The 24,511-nt window shown below is 55.1% G+C and carries 22 protein-coding genes; 14 read left to right on the plus strand and 8 right to left on the minus strand.

All coding sequences use genetic code 11. From position 1 onward, the window contains the following. Positions 1-145 precede the first annotated feature (145 nt). The 9 genes from ABLV66_RS00430 to ABLV66_RS00470 all read left to right on the plus strand — a co-directional run bounded on the left by ABLV66_RS00430 (position 146) and on the right by ABLV66_RS00470 (position 7,885). On the plus strand, positions 146-1,717 hold the full coding sequence (locus tag ABLV66_RS00430; protein WP_348876617.1) for a BglG family transcription antiterminator: 1,572 nt from the start codon (positions 146-148) through the stop codon (positions 1,715-1,717). A 10-nt stretch (positions 1,718-1,727) separates the two neighbouring features. After that, positions 1,728-2,198 carry a PTS sugar transporter subunit IIA gene (locus tag ABLV66_RS00435; protein ID WP_074386932.1) on the plus strand — a complete coding sequence of 157 codons (471 nt, stop codon included), beginning with the start codon at positions 1,728-1,730 and terminating at the stop codon, positions 2,196-2,198. Between the two features lie 21 nt (positions 2,199-2,219). Beyond that, entirely contained in the window at positions 2,220-2,534 is a 315-nt protein-coding gene (locus ABLV66_RS00440) for a PTS fructose transporter subunit IIB (protein WP_015369119.1), read from the plus strand. Positions 2,535-2,557: 23 nt separating this feature from the next. Next, the gene (locus ABLV66_RS00445; protein WP_348876616.1) at positions 2,558-3,649 is read left to right on the plus strand and encodes a PTS fructose transporter subunit IIC; all 1,092 of its coding nucleotides are present in this window, start codon (positions 2,558-2,560) and stop codon (positions 3,647-3,649) included. An 11-nt stretch (positions 3,650-3,660) separates the two neighbouring features. Further along, positions 3,661-4,512 (plus strand): class II fructose-bisphosphate aldolase, encoded by an 852-nt coding sequence (locus tag ABLV66_RS00450; RefSeq protein ID WP_348876615.1) that lies wholly within the window; start codon positions 3,661-3,663, stop codon positions 4,510-4,512. 80 nt (positions 4,513-4,592) lie between these two features. Next, complete coding sequence (locus ABLV66_RS00455) at positions 4,593-5,453, plus strand: ketose-bisphosphate aldolase (RefSeq protein ID WP_045386571.1); 861 nt, start codon at positions 4,593-4,595, stop codon at positions 5,451-5,453. A 49-nt stretch (positions 5,454-5,502) separates the two neighbouring features. Continuing rightward, the gene (locus ABLV66_RS00460) at positions 5,503-6,420 is read left to right on the plus strand and encodes an ROK family protein (protein ID WP_047078203.1); all 918 of its coding nucleotides are present in this window, start codon (positions 5,503-5,505) and stop codon (positions 6,418-6,420) included. Further along, positions 6,417-7,091, plus strand: a complete 675-nt coding sequence (locus ABLV66_RS00465) for a D-lyxose/D-mannose family sugar isomerase (RefSeq protein WP_047078202.1) — start codon at positions 6,417-6,419, stop codon at positions 7,089-7,091. The genes ABLV66_RS00460 and ABLV66_RS00465 overlap by 4 nt, the downstream gene beginning before the upstream one ends. A gap of 71 nt (positions 7,092-7,162) precedes the next feature. Then, complete coding sequence (locus tag ABLV66_RS00470; protein ID WP_015369125.1) at positions 7,163-7,885, plus strand: MurR/RpiR family transcriptional regulator; 723 nt, start codon at positions 7,163-7,165, stop codon at positions 7,883-7,885. Between the two features lie 484 nt (positions 7,886-8,369). On the opposite strand, the gene ABLV66_RS00475 is transcribed toward ABLV66_RS00470, so the two are convergent. The 4 genes from ABLV66_RS00475 to ABLV66_RS00490 form a co-directional block, all read right to left on the minus strand. After that, positions 8,370-9,749, minus strand: coding sequence for a family 4 glycosyl hydrolase (locus tag ABLV66_RS00475; RefSeq protein ID WP_348876614.1), 1,380 nt, complete (start codon positions 9,747-9,749; stop codon positions 8,370-8,372). Positions 9,750-9,762: 13 nt separating this feature from the next. Next, complete coding sequence (locus ABLV66_RS00480; protein WP_348876613.1) at positions 9,763-11,322, minus strand: PTS transporter subunit EIIC; 1,560 nt, start codon at positions 11,320-11,322, stop codon at positions 9,763-9,765. Between the two features lie 216 nt (positions 11,323-11,538). Then, entirely contained in the window at positions 11,539-13,236 is a 1,698-nt protein-coding gene (locus ABLV66_RS00485; RefSeq protein ID WP_289577795.1) for an AsmA family protein, read from the minus strand. A 161-nt stretch (positions 13,237-13,397) separates the two neighbouring features. Beyond that, positions 13,398-14,789 (minus strand): nucleobase:cation symporter-2 family protein, encoded by a 1,392-nt coding sequence (locus tag ABLV66_RS00490; protein WP_015369129.1) that lies wholly within the window; start codon positions 14,787-14,789, stop codon positions 13,398-13,400. A 287-nt stretch (positions 14,790-15,076) separates the two neighbouring features. Between ABLV66_RS00490 and gltS the strand changes: the two genes are divergently transcribed. Further along, a complete protein-coding gene (gene gltS / locus ABLV66_RS00495; protein ID WP_015703819.1) occupies positions 15,077-16,279 on the plus strand; it encodes a sodium/glutamate symporter in 1,203 nt (400 codons plus the stop codon). Positions 16,280-16,393: 114 nt separating this feature from the next. Here the strand turns inward: gltS and glpK are convergent, their stop codons facing one another. Both glpK and ABLV66_RS00505 read right to left on the minus strand, forming a co-directional pair. After that, positions 16,394-17,905 carry a glycerol kinase GlpK gene (gene glpK / locus ABLV66_RS00500; RefSeq protein ID WP_045411423.1) on the minus strand — a complete coding sequence of 504 codons (1,512 nt, stop codon included), beginning with the start codon at positions 17,903-17,905 and terminating at the stop codon, positions 16,394-16,396. Positions 17,906-17,926: 21 nt separating this feature from the next. Further along, a complete protein-coding gene (locus ABLV66_RS00505) occupies positions 17,927-18,775 on the minus strand; it encodes an MIP/aquaporin family protein (RefSeq protein WP_015369132.1) in 849 nt (282 codons plus the stop codon). Between the two features lie 438 nt (positions 18,776-19,213). Between ABLV66_RS00505 and zapB the strand changes: the two genes are divergently transcribed. The 4 genes from zapB (at position 19,214) to ABLV66_RS00525 (ending at position 22,903) form a co-directional block, all read left to right on the plus strand. Further along, positions 19,214-19,459, plus strand: coding sequence for a septal ring assembly protein ZapB (gene zapB / locus ABLV66_RS00510; RefSeq protein ID WP_020077673.1), 246 nt, complete (start codon positions 19,214-19,216; stop codon positions 19,457-19,459). A 151-nt stretch (positions 19,460-19,610) separates the two neighbouring features. Further along, on the plus strand, positions 19,611-20,600 hold the full coding sequence (locus ABLV66_RS00515) for a sulfate ABC transporter substrate-binding protein (RefSeq protein WP_015369134.1): 990 nt from the start codon (positions 19,611-19,613) through the stop codon (positions 20,598-20,600). A gap of 169 nt (positions 20,601-20,769) precedes the next feature. Next, on the plus strand, positions 20,770-21,534 hold the full coding sequence (locus ABLV66_RS00520) for a CDP-diacylglycerol diphosphatase (RefSeq protein ID WP_045390571.1): 765 nt from the start codon (positions 20,770-20,772) through the stop codon (positions 21,532-21,534). Positions 21,535-21,598: 64 nt separating this feature from the next. Then, positions 21,599-22,903, plus strand: coding sequence for an SLC13 family permease (locus tag ABLV66_RS00525; RefSeq protein ID WP_348876612.1), 1,305 nt, complete (start codon positions 21,599-21,601; stop codon positions 22,901-22,903). Positions 22,904-23,001: 98 nt separating this feature from the next. On the opposite strand, the gene tpiA is transcribed toward ABLV66_RS00525, so the two are convergent. Further along, positions 23,002-23,769: a triose-phosphate isomerase gene (gene tpiA / locus ABLV66_RS00530; RefSeq protein ID WP_002922909.1), complete on the minus strand. Its 768-nt coding sequence runs from the start codon at positions 23,767-23,769 to the stop codon at positions 23,002-23,004. Between the two features lie 108 nt (positions 23,770-23,877). After that, positions 23,878-24,477, minus strand: a complete 600-nt coding sequence (locus tag ABLV66_RS00535; protein WP_015369137.1) for a DUF1454 family protein — start codon at positions 24,475-24,477, stop codon at positions 23,878-23,880. Positions 24,478-24,511: the final 34 nt, after the last annotated feature.

Raw genomic sequence — 24,511 nt, forward strand, 5'->3', positions numbered from 1 at the left:
TTATTTCTGTCCGGATATCCGGACACGATTTAGTATTGTTGTTTACCCCCCGTCTCCCTATATTTATCCTCAATGATTTTCATAGAGATCGCGTCGTATAGCGATATCTTATTGGCATTAATCTGCTATGCAATAAGGGTAAATAATGCAAATGGTTACCTCGCGACAGAACAGATTATTAAAATTTCTCTTGCCTAAACGAGAATACGTTACGTTATTAAAAATGGCTGAATACTTAAATGTTTCAGAAAAAACAGTTCAGCGTGACTTACGTTTTCTTGAACAATGGCTCTCTGACTGGAAAATCAGTATTGATAAACGTGCCGGCGCGGGCGTCATGCTATTGGCTGATAACGTCGCCGATCTGTTGCAATTAGACCAGTTACTCAGTAGCGAAAGTGATGATACAGATGCCATGATGAATAATTCCCGGCGTGTGAAAATTGCTTCTCAGTTATTAAGTGAAACGCCGCGCGAAACATCGATCAGTAAATTGTCTGAACGTTATTTTATTAGCAGCGCCTCGATTGTAAATGATTTAAAAGTGATCGAATCATGGATTAGGCCACTGGGTCTGATGCTTATTCGTAGCCAGAGCGGCACTCATATTGAGGGGAGTGAATCACATGTTCGCCAGGCTATGGCCTTATTAATTAATGGTGTTATTAACCATAATGAACCAGGAAATATTATTCACTCCCGTCTGGATAGCGGTAGCTATAAAGCCCTGGTGCATTATTTCGGTGAAGAAGATGTCATCTTTGTGCAGTTGCTTCTTCAGGATATGGAACGAAAATTAAGTTGGTCACTGGGCGAGCCGTATTACGTCAATATTTTTACCCATATCCTGATTATGATGTATCGCATCACCCGCGGCAATGCATTACCGCGCCGGGAACAGGGACATCCGTTATTTGATGAGTCCATCTTTCGTATCGCGCAGAATATGCTGCAAAAAATTGAGGCCCGTATTGCCCATCCTTTACCAGAGGACGAAAGCTGGTTTATTTATCAATACATTATTTCGTCCGGCATGCTGGTGGAAGAGCGTGATGATGTCAGCATGCTGCGCAATATACATTCCAGCGATGAGGCCCGGCAAATCACCTCCCGGCTGATCGCCCTGTTTTCCTCGGTGGTTGATATCGATCTGACGCATGACACCGCGTTATATGAAGGGTTGCTCATTCATATCAAGCCGCTGCTCAACCGGCTGAATTATCGTATCTATATCCGTAATCCGCTGCTGGAAGATATCAAGGGCGAATTAACAGAGGTGTGGCCATTAACTCTGCGGGTGGTGAATCAGGTATTTGCCGCCTGGGGCGAGAACGCGGTTTCGGAAGATGAAGTGGGTTATTTAACCGTGCATTTCCAGGCCGCGATGGAGAGGCAGGTGGCCAGAAAGCGGGTGCTGCTGGTGTGTTCGACCGGGATTGGTACCTCGCATCTGTTGAAAAGCCGGGTCCTCAGGGCCTTTCCTGACTGGACCATCGTCGGCGTACTGCCTGCGGGTAGTCTACATACGCTACAGCGACAGGATGATATTGAACTGGTCATTTCAACCATTCATCTGCCGGAGATTGCGTTACCGGTAGTCTATGTCACGGCTTTTTTTAACGATGCCGATATTAAGCGGGTAACAGAAAAAGTTATCACCGAGAAATTACACCATGCTGCAACGTCAACTGCCAGCAATGAAATTTTATATCCATGAGGTAAATAATATGGACATCAGCCGGATTTTAAATACTAAGCGTGTATTGCTGGATATGAAGGCCACGACTAAAGCGGAAGTTATTGAAGAATTAACCGACCTGCTGCAGAAAGATGGGGCCATAAGCTGTCGCGAAACGTTTATTAAGGACGTTTGGCAGCGTGAATCGGAAGGTTCGACCGGATTTGAAAATCACATCGCTATTCCTCATGGGAAATCATCCGCGGTGCTGAATACTACGCTCGCCATTGGCCGTACTCGTCAGGATATTGCCTGGGAAACGCTCGATGGAAGCCAGGTTCGTTGCATTATTTTATTTGCCGTCCGTCTGGAAGATCAAAATACCACCCATATCCGCTTACTCTCCCAGGTCGCTGGAGCGTTGGCCGATGATGACATTATTGCGCAATTGCTCGAAGAAACCAGTCCGCAGAAGATTATTGATCTCTTTAGTCAATATGCTGAATCGGATGTTTACTAACAATAACTATTGGAGTCTGAGATGAATATTGTCTGTGTTGCCGCCTGTACGGCGGGTATTGCTCATACTTATATCGCACGTGAGAAGTTAATGAAAGGCGCGAAAGCGCTGGGCCACAATGTCAAAGTTGAAACTCAGGGAACAATAGGTACTGAGAATGAACTGACAACTGAAGATATCGCTGCCGCCGATGTCGTTATTCTTGCCGTTGATGTGAAAATTAAAGGCGAAGAGCGTTTTAAAAACAAACGAATTGTCCGCGTGAAAACGGAGGTCGTTATTAAATCACCGATTCAGTTTATCGAAAAGGTCGAGAAATCCTTAGCTAATGCCTGATCCTTATTCTGGAGGGATCTACCATGAGTGAGAATAAACCACCTGTTTCGCAGGAAATTAAAAAGCATTTATTAACGGGTATTTCATGGATGATACCGCTGATTGTTGCCGCCGGGATCTGCATTGCCCTCGGTCAGGTCCTGGGCGGTACCAATGTCGCCGAGAAAGTCGGCACCATTCCGTGGATGTTGAATCAAATCGGCGGTTGGGGGATGGGGCTTATCGTCCCGCTCATCTGCGCGGCGATTGCATATTCAATCGCCGACAGACCCGGTTTTGCCCCAGGTCTGATAGTTGGGTTTGTCTGCGGGCAAATCCACACCGGTTTCATCGGCGGGATGCTGGGCGGTTTCCTGGTGGGTTATACGGTGCTGCTGTTAAAGCATTACGTTCGATTGCCAAAATCGATGCAAGGGCTGATGCCCATTATGGTGTTGCCGGTATTAAGCACCATTATCAGCGGTCTGTTGATGATGACCCTGATAGGCAAGCCGATTGCCTGGCTGCAGGAGGCCTTGATTCATCTGTTGGAGTCGATGCAGGGCGGTTCACGATTCCTGTTGGGGGCCATTCTTGGCGCGATGGCCACCTTTGATTTTGGCGGGCCGGTGAATAAAACCATGTCGTTATTCGCCGATGGCTTGCTGGTGAGCGGGGTCTATGGGCCGGAGGCGGTCAAGTTTGTCGGCTCCATGATCCCGCCGTTCGGTATTACGTTGTCCTTCCTTCTGACCCGCCATAAATATACCCGTGCCGAAAGTGAAGCGTTAAAGGCCGCCTTCCCGATGGGTATTTGCATGATCACCGAAGGGGTGATCCCTATCGCGGCCCGCGATCTGCTGCGGGTGGTGGGATCCTGCGTCGTGGCTTCAGCGGTGGCTGGCGGCTTGATTATGACCTGGGGCGTGGAAAGCCCGGTGCCACATGGCGGTATGTTTGTGGTGCCGCTATTCACCCATCCACTGCTGTTTTGTCTGGCGCTGGCGATTGGGACGGTTATCTGCGGCGTGATGTTGTCGCTATGGAAAAAACCGGTCACGGGGAGTGATGAAGAGTTTGATGAACTGAGCGACCAAAAAGTCGCCGATGATAAAATCACCTTTACCCTTGAGTAAACGGAGGCCCTATGTTTGCCGATATGAAGCAGATGGTTGAGAAAGCCTGGCGTGAACAGTATGCCCTGCTGGCGATTAACTGTATGAATCTGGAGAGTGCCCGCGCCGCGGTACGCGTGGCGGAAAAATACCGCGCGCCGATTATTCTCAATCTCTATCAGGGCCATCTGGCGCATTTCCCTCCAGCGACGGCGATGGCGGTGGTCAGGACCCTTGCCGAAGAGGCCAGCGTTCCCGTGACCTTGAGTCTCGATCATGGGAAAGAACCGGTGAAGATCCGTCAGGCTTTTCGCGCTGGATTCAGCGGGTTGATGATTGATGCTTCTGCATTTCCACTTGCGGAAAATATCCGCCAGACCCGCGAAGTCACCACTCTGGCTGCCAGCATCGGGCTGTGTGTTGAAGGGGAATTGGGGCATCTGGCGGATGCTCCGCGCTATGACTCTGCGACGAACGCCGACCTGATGACGCAACCTGAGGACGTCGCTCCGTTTATCGAGCAAACCGGTATCGACTTACTGGCGGTCTCCGTCGGCACGGCCCACGGCATGTATGCGCCTGGGGTCACGCCCGCGCTGGACTTTGACCGTCTGGCGCAGGTGCAGCGAGCCTCTTCGGTGCCCTTGGCCCTGCACGGCGGCAGCGGCACGCCATTTGATCAGCTTGCCTGCTGCCCGGCATTTGGCGTGGCGAAGATTAATGTCGGCGCGGCGGTGTTTGAGGCAGGTAAAGCCGCACTACTCCATACCCTTTGCCATGACAGCGCTATTGAACTGGCCGATGCCATGGCGGTGATGGAACACGCCAGCGCTGAAGCTATCGTCCCTTACTTACAAGCATCCGGCGCGATAAACCGCGCCTGATTCACTTATCAGTCACGCCCTTTATGCCAGCGCATATTCGCCCTGGCAGGGCGAACTACACCCTGAAACTGGAGAAGACCATGTTAGTTTCCATGCAAGAAATACTTAAACCGACTCGTGAACACGGCTTTGCTATCGGCGCATTTAACGTTGCGGACAGCTGCTTTATTCGCGCCGTCGTGGAAGAGGCGGAAGCGACAAATACTCCCGCCATCATTTCAATTCACCCCAGCGAGCACGACTTTGTCGGCGATTCCTTTTTTAGCTACGTGCGGGATATCACCCAGCGTAGCCGGGTGCCGTTTACATTACATCTCGATCATGGCGCCTCGGTGGAGCATGTTCTGCGTGCGATCCAGTGCGGTTTTACCTCGGTGATGATCGATGGGTCGCTGCTGCCCTATGAAGAAAACGTCGCTCTAACTCGGGAAGTGGTCAGGCTGGCGCATGCGGTTGGCGTCTCTGTCGAAGGTGAACTGGGGACCATCGGCCAAACGGGAACGTCTGTAGAGGGCGGAGTGTCGAAAGTGACTTATACCGACCCGGCGCAGGCGCAGGATTTTGTCACGCGTACCGGCGTCGACACTCTGGCGGTGGCGATTGGTACCGCGCACGGCATCTATCCAAAAGGGATGCAGCCTGAACTGCAGATGCACATCCTGCGCGATATTGCCGGACGAGTGTCGATTCCGCTGGTGTTGCACGGCGGCTCCGCCAATCCGGATGCGGAAATTGCCGAGGCGGTCACGCTCGGAGTCGGGAAAATCAATATCTCCAGCGATATGAAACACGCCTACTTCCTGAAAGTACGTGAAATTTTAAGTAAAGAGAGCTGGTGGGATCCGAATGTGATTTATCCGGAACCGATTAATGCCGCACGTGAAGTTATTCGCCACAAAATGAAGTTGTTTGGTTCCACCGGCAAAGCAAGCTTGTATTGACCCAGTCGGAAGGCGGGTACGCCCGCCTTCCAATCGGCAGGAGGCAAAGATGAATTACCTCGGACTGGATGTCGGTGGGACGAAAATCGCCGCCGTCGTGATGGATGAGCAGGGACGGGAGCGGGGGCGTTACCGCCGCGCAACACGGAAAGAAAACCGTCAGGCATTTATATCGTGCATCGTGGATTTCGTTGCCGATATTCGCGCGCGGACGGGAACGCCGATGGCTATTGGCATCGCGTTGCCGGGTAGCGTTTCGCCACAGCATGGCGCCATTCGTAACGCCAACATTCAGGTAATTAACGGCTATCGTTTACAGGATGCGCTTGAACAGGCGCTCGGTCAGCCGGTGGTGTTAGCCAACGATGGCAATTGTTTCGCCTTATCAGAAGCATGCGATGGCGCCGGAGAAGGGTTTTCATCGGTTTTCGGCATGACGTTAGGGACCGGCTGCGGAGGTGGTATTACCCTGGAGCGGCAGCCTTTCGTCGGTGCCTCAGGTATTGCCGCAGAGTGCGGGCATATCGCCTTGCCCGGCTATTCTCCTGAGGAGGATGGGCCGCCGACACGTTGTTATTGCGGCAGATTTAACTGTGTGGAGTCTTTTATTTCCGCAACGGGGCTACGTGAACGCTATCGACTGCTCAGCGGAGAGCGTTTGTCGAGCGAGCAGATTCTCGCCCGCGCGCAGGCGGGAGAATCCGCCGCTTGCCATCAGATCCATCGCTTTCGTCAACAGTTGGCGCGGACGCTGGCGACTATTGTCAATATCATCGATCCCGGCGTGATTGTGTTGGGCGGCGGTTTATCCAACGCGCCGCAGCTGGTAGCGGATTTACCATCGGTGGTCGCCCCGTTGGTCTTCACCGACCATTTTTCTACCCCTATCATTTCTGCGCGGCATGGCGACAGTAGCGGTATGCGCGGCGCTGCCTGGCTTGCCGTGCGAAGCGGAGTTAAACCATGAAACGTTCCCAGATTAACTATGCGATAGATAAAGCGCTGGCGATGGCCGAAACTTTTCGCATCAGCCTGCCGGAATTTGCCCACTTTACGGCATCAATCTGGCCGCAGAAGCGGCATGAAGGTTGGCATGAAGTCCAGGATCTACAGCTTGGATGGGATGTGACGGATTTCGCCAGCGGTTGCTTTCGCGAAACGGGCCTTACGCTGTTGACGTTACGTAACGGTTCCTTATCCGACCCGCGTTATACCAAACCCTACGCGGAAAAAATGTTGCAGATTCAGCAAGATCAGCAAACCCCCTGGCATTTCCATTACCACAAAATGGAGGACATCATTAACCGCGGCGGCGGCGACCTCTGCATGCAACTGGCCTGGGCGACGCAGGACGAACAGTTAGACCAACAGCGCCATGTTAGCGTGATGATCGATGGCTGCCAGCGTACGCTGAAACCCGCTGAGACGCTGGTGCTGCATCCGGGGCAGAGCGTCTGTCTACCGGTGGGCCTCTATCATCGCTTCTGGGCCGAAAAAGGGATAGTGATGGGTTGGGAGATTTCAATGGTTAATGACGACCATACGGATAATCGTTTTCTCGAAGCGGGCGGGCGCTTTCCCTCCATTGAGGAAGATGAACCTGCAAGATGGCTGCTGTGCAGTGAATACCGGCAGTGACGTTGAGAGCCATCCCACAGACCGATTTGCCCTCCGGTGGTAGCGTAATCTGCCGCTGAGAGGAGCCCGTAATGGACTTAGAAAATATCTTTCGTGACGTGAAGTTGAGTAAAACCGAAATGACCGTGCTGCGTTTTATTCAGAATGACCCGCAGCTGTGTATCCGCGAAGGGATCCGCACCGTCGCGGAGCGCTGCTACAGTAATCCTTCTTCGCTGGTGCGGCTGGCGAAGAAGCTTAAGTTCAGCGGCTGGCTGGAGCTGGTCTATTTCATCAAGTTCAATATCACCATGCCAAAGCTCGATGTCACCAACGATATCGATTATATGAGCATTCAGCCGGCAGAAGCGCTGACGCCGCTGCTGGCAGGCCTTGAGCAGCAGCGTATTTTGATCCACGGCAGCGGCTTTTCGCAGCTGATTGCCCAGTATATTTATAATAAGTTTCTCGTTACCGGCGTGAACGCCAGCCTGGCGCTGTGGCCCGATTACGAAATCCTTGAGCAAAAAAACGCTGCCCGCTTTGATTCTATCTGGATCATTTCGAAATCCGGACGCAGCAGTTCGGCGTTAAATTGGGTTAAGGCGCTGGAAGGTAAGGAGATAAACCTGGTTTGCTTTACCGGCGATTATCAAAGCCCGCTGGCGCAGGCCGCGAATACGGCGTTTATTATTCACGACCCGCAGAAGTTCGACGATGATATTTACTGGAGCAACCCGTTTTTTGGCTACTGCATATTGGGCTTTGAGCGGTTGTTAAAAATGTGGTTTACCAGCGTACGTAGCAATAGGTAACCCCGCTAAGCGTAGCGCCGCCGGGCAATATCCGCGGATAAGGAGCCGCTTTTGCGCCGGGTGGCGGCTACGCCTTACCCGGGCTACAGTCCGGGCGACCTGCCTTTAATGTCTTCACCACACTGGCTGAAACTGCCAGTGCTGATGGCCTCAAAATCGCTGAGACGTTCCCGGAAGGCCGGGGCAGCCCGCATGGATGCGGGCTGAGGGCCGTGATTTGCAGGGACGCAGCCTCGGCCCGACCCGAAGCCTGCAGGGATAAGTCGAGGGGACCGCGTAGCGGCGATTTTGGCGGCCAAAGCCCGGGGGTACAGGGGGCGGCGGCGACTGGCCGCCCCCTGAGCGCTCACTGCGCCACGGAAAACATATTGCATAAAAATCAACCGGGAGCGCAATGTCCTCTGAAGCGACATGCGATAAACGTTTTCTCAAGCGAAAAAGTTGCAAATCGATAACAGTATCTACTCAATCAAGCGTGAACTCGTTACCGCCACCCGGCGAACTGTTCATCGTCGAGATAGGCCGCAACCAGCCTCTTCGCCAGCGAATATGAACCGACCAGCGGATGAGCCATTAACGCCCTTACCGCCAGCGATTTGTCCTGCTGCAGAATTGCCGCCACCGCCAGCCGTTCATACTCCTTCACGCTGGCAATCATATTTTTCTGCGCCGTCGGCACGTTTATCGGCGTCACCGGCTTAAGACCCTCTTTGCTCAGATCGCAGCTGATTTCAATCACATCGTCGGGGCGTAAAAAATCGAGCGTGCCGTTATTCTGTATCGACACCACGATGCGTTTGGTGGTGGTGCTGTTGACCGCCTCCAGAATATCCAGCGCCACCCCGGCGTAGCCGCCGGTATCCGGCTCTTCGATAAACTGCCGCAACGTTAACGGCTCGCGAGTATGGAATTTTTCCTGCTGCGACTCGTTCTGCATATAGCTGTTTTCGCGGCGCAGGTAGTGCTTCATCCAGATGGTAAAGGCCGCCTGCGGATCCGCTTTAACATCCACGCCGCTGAGCTCCTGACGCATATCGTGGTTGATACGGGCAATCTGCTCGCCGCGGGTCTCCGGCGCTTGTTGAATCGCCCGTAGCGCCACTTCGCGATAGTAGTAGTAATAGAGATACTCGTTGAGCAACTGGTTATCGCACAGTTTGACCAGCTCCGGCGAGAAGTACTGCATCGCCGTTTTGCGATACAAATCCGGGTTGGCGACCAACTGAGCGGTAACATCTTCCCCGCACACGGTGAAATGCGTAAACCAGGAAAAGTGGTTTAAGCCGTAGCATTCCACGCTCAGGTCGTGCGGGTCGCAGCTGAGGATCTCCGGCAGCTCGCGGATGAGCTCCGACGGCGCATCGCAAATCCCGTACACCCGGCGTTTGAAACCGGATTTGATAATCGCCTCGGTAACCAGCCCGGAGGGATTGGTAAAGTTAAACAGGATCGCGTCTTTGTCGGCGTGTTCCTCGATCAACTGACAGTAGCGCAGGATCGCCGGGATCGAGCGCATCGCCATGGCAAAACCGCCTGCGCCGGTGGTCTCCTGGCCCAGCGTGTTATGCTCCAGCGCAATCCGCTCGTCGCGGATGCGGCTCTCATCGCCGCCGACGCGCAGCGTGGTAATCACGTAATGGGTACCCTGCAGCGCGGTAACTGGATCGCTGGTGGTAGTAAAATGAATATCCGGGCGAATGGTATTAAATACATAGCGGGCGATTTCACCAAATAGCGATAAATTCTCCGCTGAGCTATCCTGAAATACCACTTCCGTTAAACCAATGCGGTGCGCGTTATAAGCCAGCGACTTCGCCAGAAATGCAGAGCGTACGCCGCCCCCGCCTAATACGGTTAATTTCATACATTACTCCCAATTAATTATCTGCTAGCCAGCTATCAACCCGGGAACGGACTTGCCCGACTTTGACGCCATAAATAACCTGAACTTCATTACGATTGCGTACTACGCCATTTGCGCCGGTGCTTTTTAATATTTCATCATCAACTAATGCCATATTATGGACGGCCACCCTCAGGCGCGTGAAACAGTTATCAACGGAGATAATATTGGCTTTACCGCCTAAACCATTAATAATTTCATCCGTCATTGACTGCGGGCCGCTAACTTTTTTACGGTAGTCCGCCTTACTGTATAACTTGACGTTATCGTCATCCTCGCGGCCCGGCGTTTTCAGATTTAACTTCACGACCAGCGTGCGGAATATCGCGTAATAAACGATAAATTGGCCAATACCGATCAGCACGTACCCAGGCCAGCGGGTTAACGACACCGGCAGCGGCAGGTTGTAGATCAGAAATTCAATCAGGCCGGAGGCGCCCCACGGTCGCACGGTGAAGATGTCGCAAATTGCCTGTGAAGCGGCGGTTAAGGTCGCATGGATCACCCACAGCAGCGGCGAGACAAATAAGAAGGTGAACTCAATGGGTTCGGTGATGCCGGTTAGCATCGAGGTGATAATCGCCGGCAGCAGAATCGCCTTCGCCATCGCTTTCTTCTCCGGCTTCGCGGTGTGATAAAACGCCAGCGATGCGCCCGCCAGGCCAAAGATGGTGGTCATCCCCTGTTGCGAGAAACGCAACGCGTCGTTCATCACCGGGGTCAGGTCTGGATGGCGCATATAGGCGAGGAAAATCGCCTGGGTGCCGGAGACCACCTGGCCATCGACATTCAGCGTGCCGCCGATTTGCGTGAGCTGGAAAGGCGACCACACGAAATGGTGCAAGCCGGTGGGAATAAGGAATTTTTCAAAGAAGCCGTAGACAAACACTCCCGCGACGCCGGCGTTCTTCATAAACCCGGTCAGCGCGCTAATACCGTGGGTCATAAACGGCCAAATCCAGGTAAAAGCAATGGCGTAGCAGATAATGACTGGCGTCATCGCGACCAGCGTCAGCTTCGCCCCGCCATACATCGATAGTGCGCCGGGCAGCTCAATATTGGAGACTTTATTATGTACCCAGGCAATGGTGCAGCCAAGGATGATTCCGAGGAATACCCCCATATCGACGACCACAAAGCCTAATAGCTGCGTTTGCCCGGTGCCGTAATATTCGCCGTTAATTTTTTCCGCCACCGCATGAGTATGTTCCAGCCATGAATGGTTGGCGCCGAGAAACATGATAAAACACATCACCGAGACAAGCGCGACTTCCGTTTTTTTATCTTTTGCCAGGCCGTAACTTATTCCCACGCAAAACAATAATCCGAGGTTACCGAATAATGGCCAGAAGGTATCGCCAAGCAGTTGCCCTAATTGATGAAGGAAACTGGTTTCAGCAATAAGAGTTGGGTTAGTTAAGACGGAACTGAGAGCCAGAATTAATCCAATGACCGGCAAGAACAATACTGCGCCGATCATGGCCCTGGAGAATTTTTGCATATTCTCCAGAATACGTTGACGTATTACAGACATGGTTGTTCCTTTTATTTTTGTAGGTACAGGGGATCATTATTTTTATCAACTTCCAGTATTTTGGTTATAGCAATTCTGATATTTGAAAGGAACCTGTTGCGGGAAATAGGTACAAATAGCCGCTCATTGCGCACAGGTTTCAGCTCCCTCTCCCTGAAAGGGAGAGGGAGCTGTCAGAGCTGAGTTTTGCGGGAAGAGGGCAGGGTGAGGATGACTTTACTGCGGCGCGGCGGGCGCGTTGCTAACCTCGCCGTTGCGCATCACCTGCGCCGCCTGCTGCTTATCCATATTGGCGGCGCTGAGCTGGCCGTTGACGCTCGGTTTCAGCGGCGCATTGGCCTGCATGCTACCGTTCGCGGTTAGCTGGAAGTTGCCGTCGCCGCTAATCGGCAGCGCAGGCCAGCCCCAGGCCTGCAGAATATTCAGCGGCACGCCGCGGCCGTTCAAGCTCAGATTAACCTGGCGTTGCGGCAATTGTGACACCGCGGCGGTCGCCTGCAGAATGCCGCGCTCGGTAAAAGCGCTCAGCTCGCTAATGTTGACCGTCGAAGCGTTCGCGCTCAGCTTCAGCGACGGGCGGCGTACGTCGATGCGGTTGAAGGTCGCGGCGGCGGCATTGAGGTTGGCGCTACCGTTCCACACTCCCCACTGGCCATCTTTCACCAGCTGTAGTTCACCGCCGTAACCGTCCAGCGCGGTGATCTGCCACGGGAAGGCCGGGTCGATATCGATAATCAGATTTCGGCTGGCGCTGAATTTCTTCAACGTCAGGCTTTGCAGCCAGCCCGGCATCGGCTCCATCCACAGCTGTTTCCAGTTGGACGGCAGCGTATATTCCAGCCCGGCGAAGACGGCATCGTCGAGCACCAGCGCATTACCGGCGCGCAGCCAGTTGCCGGAGGTACGCACCATGCCGCCCTCCCAGCGGGAGCTGAACTGGCGCAGCGCAATGCCCTGCGGCGAGAATTCGGCATTGACGATGGGATCGAGGAAATTCAACGAACCGTAGATAAACTCGCTGGCGTTCATCGATAGCGTCCCGTCGTCGCTCTGCCAGCCGTTATGGCTCAAAGTCAGATTGCGCAAGTTGAGGTCGAGGTCGGTCACCGCCCAGCCTGGCCCCTGCAAACGAGCATCGGTCACATCCAGCCGGCCAATCTGCAGCGACGGCACCGAGGTGAGCGGCGCAAGGAACTCATTTAGCGGTTTGGTGCTCTGTAGCCGAATTTCATTCAGGCGCAGGTTATCAACCAGCCAGCTACCGTCGGCGCGGCGTTTGGCGTTGCCGGTCAGCGTGCCGCGCGCGATATCGGCGCCAAGGGTGTTCAGAGTCACCTCGCCGTTATCAATTGCCCCCTGGATCAGGACGTTGCTGGCTTCGACGCCGTTAATATTCATCGAGCCCGCGCTCATCTGAATTTGCGCTTTTCTGCCCAGCACGTCGCCCGCTTCCGGCTGCCACGGCATCACGCCGCCGGTCACCCGCTGCGCGCTCAGGTTCCACTCGCTGTCCGGGCTGTTAAAGGCCATATCGCGTAGCTGCAGGCGGTCGGCGGCAAACGGCATCGAGGCGGAAGCCGGAGAGAGATTCAGCGTGCCGTCGCTGAGGACGATTTCATCGGCGTGCAGCGGGTCGCTGAACTGGCGGGTGCTAAAACCGATATCCACCGTTCTGGCGACCAGCGTCGGCGGCTTGCCGTCGCGGCCAAAGGTGACATTTTGCAACTGCAGATGCAGTGGGGAAGAGAAGTCATGCGCCATCTTATCGAAGGCGATTTTCCAGCCGGTGCTTTCGCTTAACCAACTGCTCGCCTGGCGCGCCCCCCAGCGGGTTTGCAGCGCAAAGTAAGCGGCGACGATAACGACCAGCAGGGCGATCAGCAGCCAGAGAATCAGCTTTCCAAGAAATTTCATGATCTTCCATCCTGATAAGTACACATCACCGTGTTATGCACGATTTATGCGCAATCCTCAAGGCAGGAATAGTGAAATGAGATGAAGTGAGGTGAAGAGATGTTACAGCCGCCGCGCTCCCTGGTCGCCGTGGCGATACCGGGGAGCGCAACTTCAATGCGTTAGTTCTTCTCAGGTGGGAAGATTAAATTCAGAACAATCGCCGTGATACCGCCAGCGGCAATACCGGAGGAGAGCAGGTTTTTCAGCCAGTCCGGCGCGAACTGCAGGATCAGCGGCTGCTGCGATACGCCGAGACCCACCGCCAGAGAGAGGGCGATAATCAGAATGGCGCGGCGATTCAGCGGCTCGCGGGAGACGATGCGCACGCCGGATGCGGCAATGGTACCGAACATCACCAGCGTCGCGCCGCCAAGTACCGGCTCAGGAATATGCTGTACAAAGCCGCTTACCGCCGGGAACAGGCCGAGCACAATCAGCATCAGCGCCACCACAAAGCCCACATAGCGGCTGGCGACGCCGGTCAGCTGGATCACGCCGTTGTTCTGGCCGAAGCAGGAGTTCGGGAAGGTATTGAAAACGGCGGAAACAAATGAGTTCAGGCCGTTCGCCAGTACGCCGCCTTTCAGGCGTTTCATATACAGCGGGCCGGAGACCGGTTGTTCAGAGACGTCGGAGGTGGCGGTGATATCGCCGATCGTTTCCAGCGAGGTGATCATAAAGACCAGCATCAGCGGCAGCAGCAGGCTCCAGTCGATGCCCAGGCCGTAATAGAGCGGCGTAGGGATAGTGATCAGGCTGCTGTTGGTAGGCGCGGTGTTAGCCGGCAGCATATCGAGGAACCACGCCGCCAGATAACCGGCAGCCATCGCGATGACCAGCGAGGCGATGCGCAGGTACGGGTTGCGCTGGCGGTTGAGGATAATGATCAGCGCCAGCACGATGCCCGCCAGCAGCAGGTTTTTCGGCGCGCCGAAGGTGTGGTCGGCCATCGCCGCATAGCCGCCGCCGATAGAAGTCAGGCCAACCTGAATCAGCGACAGGCCGATAATCATCACCACCACGCCGGAGACCAGCGGCGTAATAATGCGGCGCGCCAGATGCAGAACCCGCGAGAGGACCATTTCGGTGCAGCTCGCCAGCATCAGGGTGCCGAACAGCGCGGCCATCATCGTCGGCACGTCGGCGCCGCCGGTTTTCAGCGCGGTGCCGCCCATAATCAGCGGGGCGACGAAGTTGAAGCTGGTGCCCTGGATGGAGAGCAGGCCGGAGCCTACTGGTCCCCAGGCTTTAATCTGGATAATGGATGCCACGCCGGAGGCGAACAGCGACATGCTGATGATGTGTTGCGTATCTTCGGCCGGAAGGCCGAGCGCCTGACAGATAAGCAGCGCCGGGGTGATGACCGCGACAAACATCGCCAGCAGGTGCTGGAATGCGGCAAACAGCGTTTGCGGAAGCGGCGGACGGTCTTCGAGGCGATAGATTAATTCGCTGGCTGGTTTATGCGCAACCGGTTGCGCATTTTCTGACTCTGCGGTCGTAACGGACATCACAAACAATCCCAAGGTGGCAAAGCGGGAATTTTATCGGACTGTAGACCAAAAGCAAACGTTTGCCACGATTTGGCGCGAAAAATATCCTCACTGAATAGATGTAACAAATTAATTAACATTTTGTATGCTTGATCGCATCAACGCTAATACAAAATATCTTTTTCTGTCATTTTTTGCGCACTTCTGCTTAAAATCGCTCTCCGACTCCTCAAGATGAGAAGTAATCGACACCGGGAATACCGTCGCGTGTGAATGAATCATGCGCCCATAAGGAGCTCTTTTTTATGTTGCATCTCGATACCTTATCGACGCTCGTTGCCGCAACCATGGTGTTGCTTTTAGGGCGAAAGCTCGTTCAGAACGTCCCATTCCTCAAAAAATATACCATTCCTGAACCCGTCGCCGGCGGCCTGCTGGTGGCGCTGGCGCTGCTGGTTTTGAAAAAAAGCATGGATATCGAAATTGATTTCGATATGAGCCTGAAGGACCCGCTGATGCTGGCATTCTTCGCCACTATCGGCCTTAACGCTAACCTTGCCAGCCTACGGGCGGGCGGCAAAGTGCTTGGCACTTTCCTGATTGTGGTGGTAGGCCTGCTGCTGCTGCAGAACGCGCTCGGTATCGGCATGGCGAAGCTGCTGGGGCTGGATCCGCTGATGGGTCTGCTGGCCGGTTCTATTACGCTTTCCGGCGGCCACGGCACCGGGGCGGCGTGGAGTAAATTGTTCGTTGAGCGTTACGGATTTGCCAACGCCACCGAGGTCGCCATGGCTTGCGCAACCTTCGGCCTGGTGCTCGGCGGCCTGATCGGCGGGCCGGTGGCGCGTTATCTGGTGAAGCACTCTTCCTCGCCGGACGGTACGCCGGACGACCAGCTGGCGCCGACGGCGTTTGAGAAGCCGGACATGGGCCGCATGATCACCTCGCTGGTGCTGATTGAAAGTATTGCGTTAATCGCTATCTGCCTGACGGTAGGGAAGGTGGTTGCGCAACTGCTGGCAGGTACCGTGTTTGAATTGCCGACCTTCGTCTGCGTGCTGTTTATCGGCGTGATCCTCAGCAACGGCCTGGCGCTGGCTGGGCTGTATCGCGTGTTTGACCGCGCGGTATCGGTACTGGGCAACGTCAGCCTGTCGCTGTTCCTCGCGATGGCGCTGATGAGCCTCAAGCTGTGGGAACTGGCGTCGCTGGCGCTGCCGATGATTATTATTCTGGCGGTGCAGGCGGTGGCGATGGCGCTGTATGCGGTGTTTGTGACTTACCGGATGATGGGCAAGAACTATGATGCCGCCGTGCTGGCAGCCGGTCATTGCGGGTTCGGGCTTGGCGCGACGCCGACGGCGATTGCCAATATGCAGGCGATTACCGACCGTTTTGGCCCGTCGCATATGGCTTTCCTGGTGGTGCCGATGGTGGGGGCGTTCTTTATCGACATCGTCAACGCGCTGGTGATTAAGCTGTACCTGTTGCTGCCGATATTTGGCTGATAAAAAACCCGGAGGCGGTGCTGCGCACCTGTCCGGGCTACAAGATCGTGCTGTTTGGGATTTTGTAGCCCGGCTAAGGCGTTTACGCCGCAAGCCGGGAATACCTCCACAATCTTACGCTTCGTCGTGCTCTTCCCACGCTAACGCGCGTTTCACCGCTTTCTTCCAGCCGCTGTAACGATAGTTGCGCTCGGTGGTTTCAATACCCGGGCGGAATTCACGTTCAATCACCGCTTTCTCCTGCAGCTCGTCGAGGTTTTGCCAGAAGCCGACCGCCAGACCTGCCAGATAGGCGGCGCCCAGCGCCGTGACTTCACGCACTTCCGGGCGTTCCACGCGGGTGCCGAGAATATCGGACTGGAACTGCATCAGGAAGTTGTTGGCGACCGCGCCGCCGTCCACGCGCAGGGCGTGCAGACGAATACCGGAGTCGGCCTGCATCGCTTCCAGAACGTCACGCGTCTGATAGGCGATAGATTCCAGCGTGGCGCGGATAATATGGTTGGCGTTCACCCCGCGGGTCAGGCCGAAAATCGCGCCGCGGGCATACGGATCCCAGTACGGCGCGCCAAGACCGGTAAAGGCCGGCACCACATACACGCCGTTGGTGTCCTTCACCTTAGTGGCGAAGTATTCAGAATCGAAAGCATCGTTGATTAGTTTCATTTCATCACGCAGCCACTGAATCGACGCCCCGGCCATAAACACCGCGCCTTCCAGCGCGTAGTTCACTTCGCCGGTCGGGCCGCAGGCGATGGTGGTCAGCAGGCCGTGGGTTGAGGTCACCGCCTTTTCACCGGTGTTCATCAACATGAAGCAGCCGGTACCGTAGGTATTTTTCGCCATCCCTTCTTTCACGCACAGCTGGCCAAACAGCGCCGCCTGCTGGTCGCCGGCGATGCCGGAGATAGGAATACGGGTGCCGCCTTTGCCGCCGATGTTGGTCTGGCCGTACACTTCAGAAGACTTACGTACTTCCGGCAGCATGGCGCGCGGGATATCCAGCGCGTCGAGCATTTTGTCGTCCCAGTCCAGTTCATGGATGTTGAACAACATGGTACGCGAGGCGTTGGTGTAGTCGGTGACGTGCACGCGCCCCTGGGTCATTTTCCAGATAAGCCAGGTATCAACGGTACCGAACAGCAGCTCGCCGCGCTTGGCGCGCTCGCGGGCGCCTTCGACGTGGTCAAGGATCCACTTCACTTTGGTGCCGGAGAAGTACGGGTCCACCACCAGGCCGGTGGCTTTACGGATGTACTCTTCCATGCCGTCGCGCTTGAGCTGCTCGCAGATATCCGCGGTACGGCGACACTGCCAGACGATAGCGTTGTAAATAGGCTTGCCGGTCTCACGCTCCCATACGATGGCGGTTTCACGCTGGTTGGTGATGCCGATGGCGGCAATTTCGTCGGAGTTGATGTCGGCTTTCGCCAACACTTCGACCAGCGTAGAGCTCTGCGAGGCCCAAATTTCCATCGGGTCGTGCTCAACCCAGCCTGGCTTCGGATAAATTTGTTCGAATTCACGCTGTGACACGCTGACGATATTGGCGTCGTGATCCATCACGACGGCGCGGGAGCTGGTAGTGCCCTGGTCGAGCGCAACGATATATTTTTTCTCGGTCATAATTGGTGTCCCGTAGTCAGATTACAGCGAAGCTTTTTGTTGCGACGCGGAAGAAGCGGATTCTTTTTCTTCCTCGACGCAGGTGTCGCAAGGCAGATGGCGGCCAATGAATTTGCGGTAGCTGAATGCGCCCAGCGCCGCGCCGACCACCGGTGCGCACAGCGGCACCAGGAAATAAGGAATATCTTTGCCGCCGGTGAAGGCGACGTTGCCCCAGCCTGCCAGCCAGGCGAAGGCTTTCGGTCCGATATCACGCGCCGGGTTCATCGCGAAGCCGGTCAGTGGGCCCATGGAGGCGCCGATAACGGCAATCAGCAGGCCAATCAGCAGCGGCGCCAGCGGGCCGCGCGGCACGCCGTTGCCGTCGTCGGTCAGTGCTAAAATCACGCCCATCAGAATAGCGGTAATCACCATTTCTACCGCGAAGGCCTGCACAAAATTGATATGCGGGTTAGGGTAGGTCGAGAAGATACCGGCGAGCTCAAGGCTTTCCACGCTGCCGCGTACCATGTTGTGGGTGTGTTCGAAATCGAAGAAAAGATTGTAATAAAGCCCGTAAACTAATGCCGCAGCGCAAAAGGCGCCGGCGAATTGCGAAATAATAAAAGGAACAACTTTGCGCCCATCAAAGCAGGCGAATAACCATAAGGCGATGGTGACTGCCGGATTAAGGTGTGCACCGGATACGCCCGCGGTCAGGTAGATAGCCATAGCCACCCCCAGACCCCAGATGATGCTGATTTCCCACTGACCGAAGCTGGCTCCTGCGACTTTGAGCGCAGCTACGCACCCAACGCCGAAAAAGATCAACAACCCGGTACCGAGAAACTCTGCGATGCACTGGCCTTTTAATGTTGATGTCTGGCTCATAATCGGATCCTGAAGCGAAGTGATTATTGTAAGTATGTTGGTCGCGGACGACCACGGTGCCTTGTAGGCATAGTGTTAATTTATCGTTAACGAGCATAAACGAGAAATATCGAAATTTAAATTTGTGTCCCTCGTCAAGAAAATGAGCGTTTTCGCGCCATAAACGCGTGTTGCGGCACATTTACCCACCTTTTTCTGCGTATTTTGTTATCTCATTGATTAACAATCGCCAGAGAAGTTCGGGGCAATTGCCGCGAACGCACCAGGTAAAGACTGAAAAGTGTTGCAAACCGCAATCTGCGCGGGTTGTCGCTGGACAGGTGAGGCGGGGATTCATACAATCGACGACAACACCGCTATTGTGCGCTAATTCGTTAAGGCGGGACCGCGTATACGAAACACGAGTTTCTATCAACGCCTTGCAAGATCAGGAGAGGTATGACGATGTCATTAGAAGTGTTTGAGAAATTAGAATCAAAAGTTCAGCAGGCGATTGATACCATCACTCTGTTGCAGATGGAAATCGAAGAGCTGAAAGAAAAGAACACCACGCTGGCGCAGGAAGTGCAGAGCGCGCAGCACGGCCGTGAAGAGCTGGAGCGTGAAAATAGCCAGCTGAGAGAACAACAGCAGGGCTGGCAGGATCGTCTGCAGGCGCTGCTGGGCCGCATGGAAGAAGTCTAATCGCTTCCCGCCCCTTCCCGCCCGGGAGGGGGTTTTCTCTATCCCCCGCTTTATATCTCCAGGTTATAGCCAATCTTTTTTTATTCTTTAATCATTGATTCGCTTTCTGGCAGGCTAAGTTCATCACAACACACATAAAGAGAGCGGTGCGATGAATAAGTGGGGCGTAGGGTTAACTCTGTTGCTGGCATCCGCCAGCGTGCTGGCAAAAGATTATCAGCTGTTGAACGTCTCGTACGATCCGACGCGCGAGCTGTACGAACAGTACAATAAAGCGTTTAGCGCGCACTGGAAGCAGGAAACCGGCGATAACGTGGTGATCCGTCAGTCGCACGGCGGCTCCGGCAAACAGGCGACGTCGGTTATCAACGGGATTGAAGCGGATGTCGTCACCCTGGCGCTGGCCTACGACGTAGACGCCATTGCCGAACGCGGTCGTATCGATAAAAACTGGCTGAAACGCCTGCCGGATAACTCCGCGCCGTATACCTCAACCATCGTGTTCCTCGTCCGTAAGGGCAACCCAAAACAGATCCATGACTGGAACGACCTGATTAAACCAGGCGTATCGGTCATCACCCCGAACCCGAAAAGCTCCGGCGGCGCCCGCTGGAACTATCTGGCGGCCTGGGGCTATGCCCTGCATCAGAATCACGGCGATCAGGCTAAAGCGCAGGAGTTCGTGAAGGCGCTGTATAAAAACGTGGAAGTGCTGGATTCCGGCGCGCGCGGTTCTACCAACACCTTCGTGGAACGCGGGATCGGCGACGTGCTGATTGCCTGGGAGAACGAAGCGCTGCTGGCGACGAAAGAGCTGGGCAAGGACAAGTTTGAAATCGTGACGCCGAGCGAGTCCATTCTGGCAGAGCCGACGGTTTCCGTCGTCGATAAAGTGGTGGATAAGAAAGGCACTCGTCAGGTGGCGGAAGCGTACCTGAAGTATCTCTACTCGCCGGAAGGCCAGGAGATTGCGGCGAAGAATTTCTATCGTCCGCGCGATCCTGATGTGGCGAAGAAATATGCCAACGAGTTCCCGAAACTGAAGCTGTTTACCATCGATCAGGAGTTCGGCGGCTGGACGAAAGCGCAGAAGGAGCACTTCTCCAACGGCGGTACCTTCGACCAGATTAGCCAGCGTTAATCCTCTTGTCCCTGCTGGCGCTACGCTTAGCAGGGCTACAGTTCTGCGCCGTCCGGTAGCCCGGGTAAGGCGCCAGCCGTTACCCGGGATAACTCCTCGCCGACCATCTGTTTTCATTTAGTCATCAAATTACGTTACTCTTCCGGTTCAGGCTTAACAGGGAACGATAATGAGAAGAGTAAGATACTTTTTGTGGGCGCTGCTGGTGGTTATTCTGGCGGCTTTGGCCGGCGGCTACTATTGGCTGCATTCCGGCAACCCGAACGCGTTACGTCATATTGTCCTGCAGCAGTGCGTACCCAATCAGCAGCAACATCAGAACCCGTCGCCGTGCGCGGAAGTGAACCTGAAAGGCGGCTACGTATTGTTTAAAGATCGCAACGGCCCGCTGCAATATCTGCTAATGCCGACCTACCGTATTAACGGTACCGAAAGTCCGCTGTTGTTGGATCCGCTAACGCCGAATTTCTTCTGGCAGGCCTGGCAGGGGCGCGAAATTATGAGCCAGCGCCGCGGCGCGCCAATTGATGATAACGCGGTATCGCTGGCGATTAACTCGCGCAGCGGGCGCACGCAAAACCACTTCCATATTCATATCTCCTGCCTGCGTCCCGATGTCCGCGCGCAGTTAGATAATGATGCGGCGACGATTAGCAGCCGCTGGCTACCCTTGCCGGGCGGTCTGCAGGGCCATGAATATCTGGCGCGTCGGGTAACGGAAACCGAGCTGGCTCAGCGCAGCCCGTTCCTGATGCTGGCGGAAGAGGTACCGGAAGCGCGCGAACATATGGGGCGTTATGCGTTAGCGATGGCGCGTCAAAGCGATGGCTCGCTGGTGCTGTTGGCGACAGAGCGTAACCTGCTGACTCTCAACCGTGCTTCGGCGGAAGAAATTCAGGATCATAGCTGCGCAATTCTTAACGCAAACCACTAGTTCTGGCGTTTACCTGTCTTTCCTGTCGTCGTATTCTTGCTGAAAAAAACGACAGGAGACAGGCATGTCGCTCTGGCTAACCCACCCGCTGTTCCTCCCTTCGCTGATCGTCGGCATCACCATTGTGCTCTGGGCGACTTCGCTGTTACCGGAATTTATCACCGCGCTGCTGTTCTTCGCGGCGGCGATGATGACCAAAATCGCTCCGCCGGAGGTGATCTTCGGCGGTTTTGCTTCCTCGGCGTTCTGGCTGGTGTTCAGCGGCTTTGTGTTGGGGATCGCCATTCGAAAAACCGGACTGGCGGATAGAGCGGCGCAGGCGCTATCGGCGCGGCTCACCGACTCCTGGCCGCGGATGGTCGGCAGCGTGGTATTACTGAGTTATGCGTTGGCGTTCGTGATGCCATCAAATATGGGGCGCATCGCGCTGTTAATGCCGATCGTGGCGGCGATGGCCCGGCGCGCGGGGATAGCCGACGGCACGCGCGGCTGGTACGGCCTGGCGCTGGCGGTGGGCTTTGGCACCTTCCAGCTATCTGCGACCATTTTGCCCGCTAACGTGCCGAATCTGGTGATGAGCGGCGCGGCGGAAGGCTCTTACGGGATCCATCTGAATTACGTTCCCTATTTACTGCTGCATACGCCGGTACTTGGCTGGCTGAAAGGGGCGGTGCTGGTGGCGCTGATCTGCTGGCTGTTTCCCGGCAAACCGCATTCGCCGCGCGAGCTGGCGCCGCTGGCGCCTATGAGCCGCGACGAAAAGCGTCTGGCGTGGCTGCTGGCGGTGGTGTTGACGTTATGGGTGACAGAGAGCTGGCACGGCGTCGGCCCGGCGTGGACCGGCCTGGCGGCGGCGGTGGTCACGCTGTTGCCGCGAGTGGGATTTATCAGCGGCGAGGAGTTCGCCAGCGGGGTGAATATGCGCACCTGCATTTATGTTGCCGGCATTTTGGGACTGGCGATTACCGTGACCCAAACCGGGATTGGCGGCGCGGTGGGTAACGCGCTGCTGCAGGTGATGCCGCTGGATAAAGATAATCCGTTCACCAGCTTCCTGGCGCTGACCGGAATTACCAGCGCGCTGAATTTTATTATGACCGCCAACGGCGTCCCGGCGCTGTATACGACTTTTGCGCAGAGCTTTGCCGACGCGACCGGCTTTCCGCTGCTGAGCGTGATTATGATTCAGGTGCTGGGTTATTCCACGCCGCTGCTGCCGTACCAGGCGTCGCCGATCGTGGTGGCGATGGGATTAGGTAAAGTCCCGGCGAGAGCGGGGATGTTGCTATGTCTGGCGCTGGCGGCGGTGAGCTATTTGATTTTGCTGCCGCTGGATTACACGTGGTATCAGCTATTGGGGAAATTGTAGCGATAATATAAAACCCGGCTCGCGCTGCGCTAAGCCGGGTTATGACTCGTGCGAATTTGTCAGCAACCCCGGCGGCGTTTCACCACCGGGAAAGCGAATTACGCTTTTTTCGCCGCTTCTGCAGCTTTAACGATCACCGCGAAAGCGTCTGCTTTCAGGGATGCGCCGCCAACCAGCGCGCCGTCGATGTCCGGCTGGGTGAACAGCTCTGCGGCGTTGCCGGCGTTAACGGAACCGCCGTACTGGATGATGACCTGCTCAGCGATTTTAGCGTCAGCTTTAGCAATGTGGTCACGGATGAATTTGTGTACCGCCTGAGCCTGCGCTGGGGTAGCGGATTTACCGGTACCGATAGCCCATACTGGTTCGTACGCGATAACCACGCCTTCAAAAGCGGCTGCGCCCTGAGTTTTCAGAACCGCGTCGATCTGACGCGCGCAAACTTCTTCAGTTTTGCCCGCTTCGTTTTCCGCTTCGGTTTCACCGATGCACAGAACCGGCGTCAGACCCTGCTCTTTCAGTACAGCGAATTTCTTCGCGATCAGTTCGTCAGATTCTTTGTGGTAGGTACGGCGTTCGGAGTGGCCGATGATGATGTACTGCGCGCCGATATCTTTCAGCATTTCGGCGGAGGTTTCACCGGTGAATGCGCCGGACAGGTTCACGTCAACGTTCTGCGCGCCCAGGTGAATGTGGCTGCCTTCTGCCGCACGCTTAGCCAGGTCGAGATACATTTCCGGCGGCGCGATTGCCACTGCACAGCCGCTTACGCCGGCCAGTTCAGTACGCAGGTTAGCAACCAGTTCGTTTACCATGTGGCGGCTGCCGTTCAGTTTCCAGTTACCCATCACTAAAGGATGTCGCATTTTAATTCTCCACGCTACTAAGCGAATTAAGGAATATAGCCGCCCCAGGGGGCAGCATGGTCTGTGAAACAGTATAGAGACTCGTCACTGGAAAGGCTTTGCTTTTTGTCATTTATTGTTGTCTTCCAGCGTTTCAGATAGCGCTAGCTTAATCGGTTCAATGGCGAAAGTTAGCCCTTTTTCCCCGTGATCTGCCACTACATAGCGCACCGCGCCTTCGGTTTCGGTGTAGTAGCGTTTGCCTTTGCCGGCGGTCAGCAGTTTTTGCAGCTTTTGCTGGCTCTGCAGTGGGCTTAGGGTCGGCACAAAGGCGCGAAGAATGGCGCTCATATATTCCTGCGCTTTCGCTTTCGCCGCTTTTTGCTCCGGCCCCTGAATCGGCAGCCAGGTTATCTGCATTGATTTAATCTTCAGCGTGCCGCGCTCCAGCGCGGTAGAGGCATACAGATTCTCGTTAATCTTGGTGGCGGCGCGGGTCAGGTTGGCTTTATCGCGGCTGGAGGCGATAGAACGAAACTCGTTAAGCGGCAGTTTCGGATTATCGGCATTAAATTTCTCGCGGAACTCGCTGATGCTGACATCAAAAATCGGCGCGCTGGGTAAAAGATAGGGGGCGGTGGCGGCGGATTCCGTTTCTGCGGACAACGCCATCGGGCCGACAGATAACGCTGTCAGCCCAATCAAACTTAAGATTGCCCACTTCTTCATGCCCATCTTTCCTTTTTTTGCCTGCCGACGATTA

The sequence above is a fragment of the Klebsiella sp. CN_Kp073 genome (genome assembly GCF_040065495.2).
GTDB lineage: Bacteria > Pseudomonadota > Gammaproteobacteria > Enterobacterales > Enterobacteriaceae > Klebsiella > Klebsiella aerogenes.

Excerpts from the sequence above, each read along its gene's own strand:
- ABLV66_RS00465 (WP_047078202.1), top strand. The coding sequence starts at position 6,417 with ATGAAACGTTCCCAGATTAACTATGCGATAGATAAAGCGCTGGCGATG.
- glpK (WP_045411423.1), bottom strand. The coding sequence starts at position 17,905 with ATGACCGAGAAAAAATATATCGTTGCGCTCGACCAGGGCACTACCAGC.
- ABLV66_RS00475 (WP_348876614.1), bottom strand. The coding sequence starts at position 9,749 with ATGAAATTAACCGTATTAGGCGGGGGCGGCGTACGCTCTGCATTTCTG.
- ABLV66_RS00490 (WP_015369129.1), bottom strand. The coding sequence starts at position 14,789 with ATGTCCGTTACGACCGCAGAGTCAGAAAATGCGCAACCGGTTGCGCAT.
- ABLV66_RS00445 (WP_348876616.1), top strand. The coding sequence starts at position 2,558 with ATGAGTGAGAATAAACCACCTGTTTCGCAGGAAATTAAAAAGCATTTA.
- ABLV66_RS00525 (WP_348876612.1), top strand. The coding sequence starts at position 21,599 with ATGTCGCTCTGGCTAACCCACCCGCTGTTCCTCCCTTCGCTGATCGTC.
- ABLV66_RS00520 (WP_045390571.1), top strand. The coding sequence starts at position 20,770 with ATGAGAAGAGTAAGATACTTTTTGTGGGCGCTGCTGGTGGTTATTCTG.
- ABLV66_RS00450 (WP_348876615.1), top strand. The coding sequence starts at position 3,661 with ATGTTTGCCGATATGAAGCAGATGGTTGAGAAAGCCTGGCGTGAACAG.
- ABLV66_RS00470 (WP_015369125.1), top strand. The coding sequence starts at position 7,163 with ATGGACTTAGAAAATATCTTTCGTGACGTGAAGTTGAGTAAAACCGAA.
- ABLV66_RS00460 (WP_047078203.1), top strand. The coding sequence starts at position 5,503 with ATGAATTACCTCGGACTGGATGTCGGTGGGACGAAAATCGCCGCCGTC.
- tpiA (WP_002922909.1), bottom strand. The coding sequence starts at position 23,769 with ATGCGACATCCTTTAGTGATGGGTAACTGGAAACTGAACGGCAGCCGC.
- ABLV66_RS00515 (WP_015369134.1), top strand. The coding sequence starts at position 19,611 with ATGAATAAGTGGGGCGTAGGGTTAACTCTGTTGCTGGCATCCGCCAGC.
- ABLV66_RS00430 (WP_348876617.1), top strand. The coding sequence starts at position 146 with ATGCAAATGGTTACCTCGCGACAGAACAGATTATTAAAATTTCTCTTG.
- gltS (WP_015703819.1), top strand. The coding sequence starts at position 15,077 with ATGTTGCATCTCGATACCTTATCGACGCTCGTTGCCGCAACCATGGTG.
- ABLV66_RS00455 (WP_045386571.1), top strand. The coding sequence starts at position 4,593 with ATGTTAGTTTCCATGCAAGAAATACTTAAACCGACTCGTGAACACGGC.
- ABLV66_RS00480 (WP_348876613.1), bottom strand. The coding sequence starts at position 11,322 with ATGTCTGTAATACGTCAACGTATTCTGGAGAATATGCAAAAATTCTCC.
- ABLV66_RS00505 (WP_015369132.1), bottom strand. The coding sequence starts at position 18,775 with ATGAGCCAGACATCAACATTAAAAGGCCAGTGCATCGCAGAGTTTCTC.
- ABLV66_RS00535 (WP_015369137.1), bottom strand. The coding sequence starts at position 24,477 with ATGAAGAAGTGGGCAATCTTAAGTTTGATTGGGCTGACAGCGTTATCT.
- ABLV66_RS00435 (WP_074386932.1), top strand. The coding sequence starts at position 1,728 with ATGGACATCAGCCGGATTTTAAATACTAAGCGTGTATTGCTGGATATG.
- ABLV66_RS00440 (WP_015369119.1), top strand. The coding sequence starts at position 2,220 with ATGAATATTGTCTGTGTTGCCGCCTGTACGGCGGGTATTGCTCATACT.
- ABLV66_RS00485 (WP_289577795.1), bottom strand. The coding sequence starts at position 13,236 with ATGAAATTTCTTGGAAAGCTGATTCTCTGGCTGCTGATCGCCCTGCTG.
- zapB (WP_020077673.1), top strand. The coding sequence starts at position 19,214 with ATGACGATGTCATTAGAAGTGTTTGAGAAATTAGAATCAAAAGTTCAG.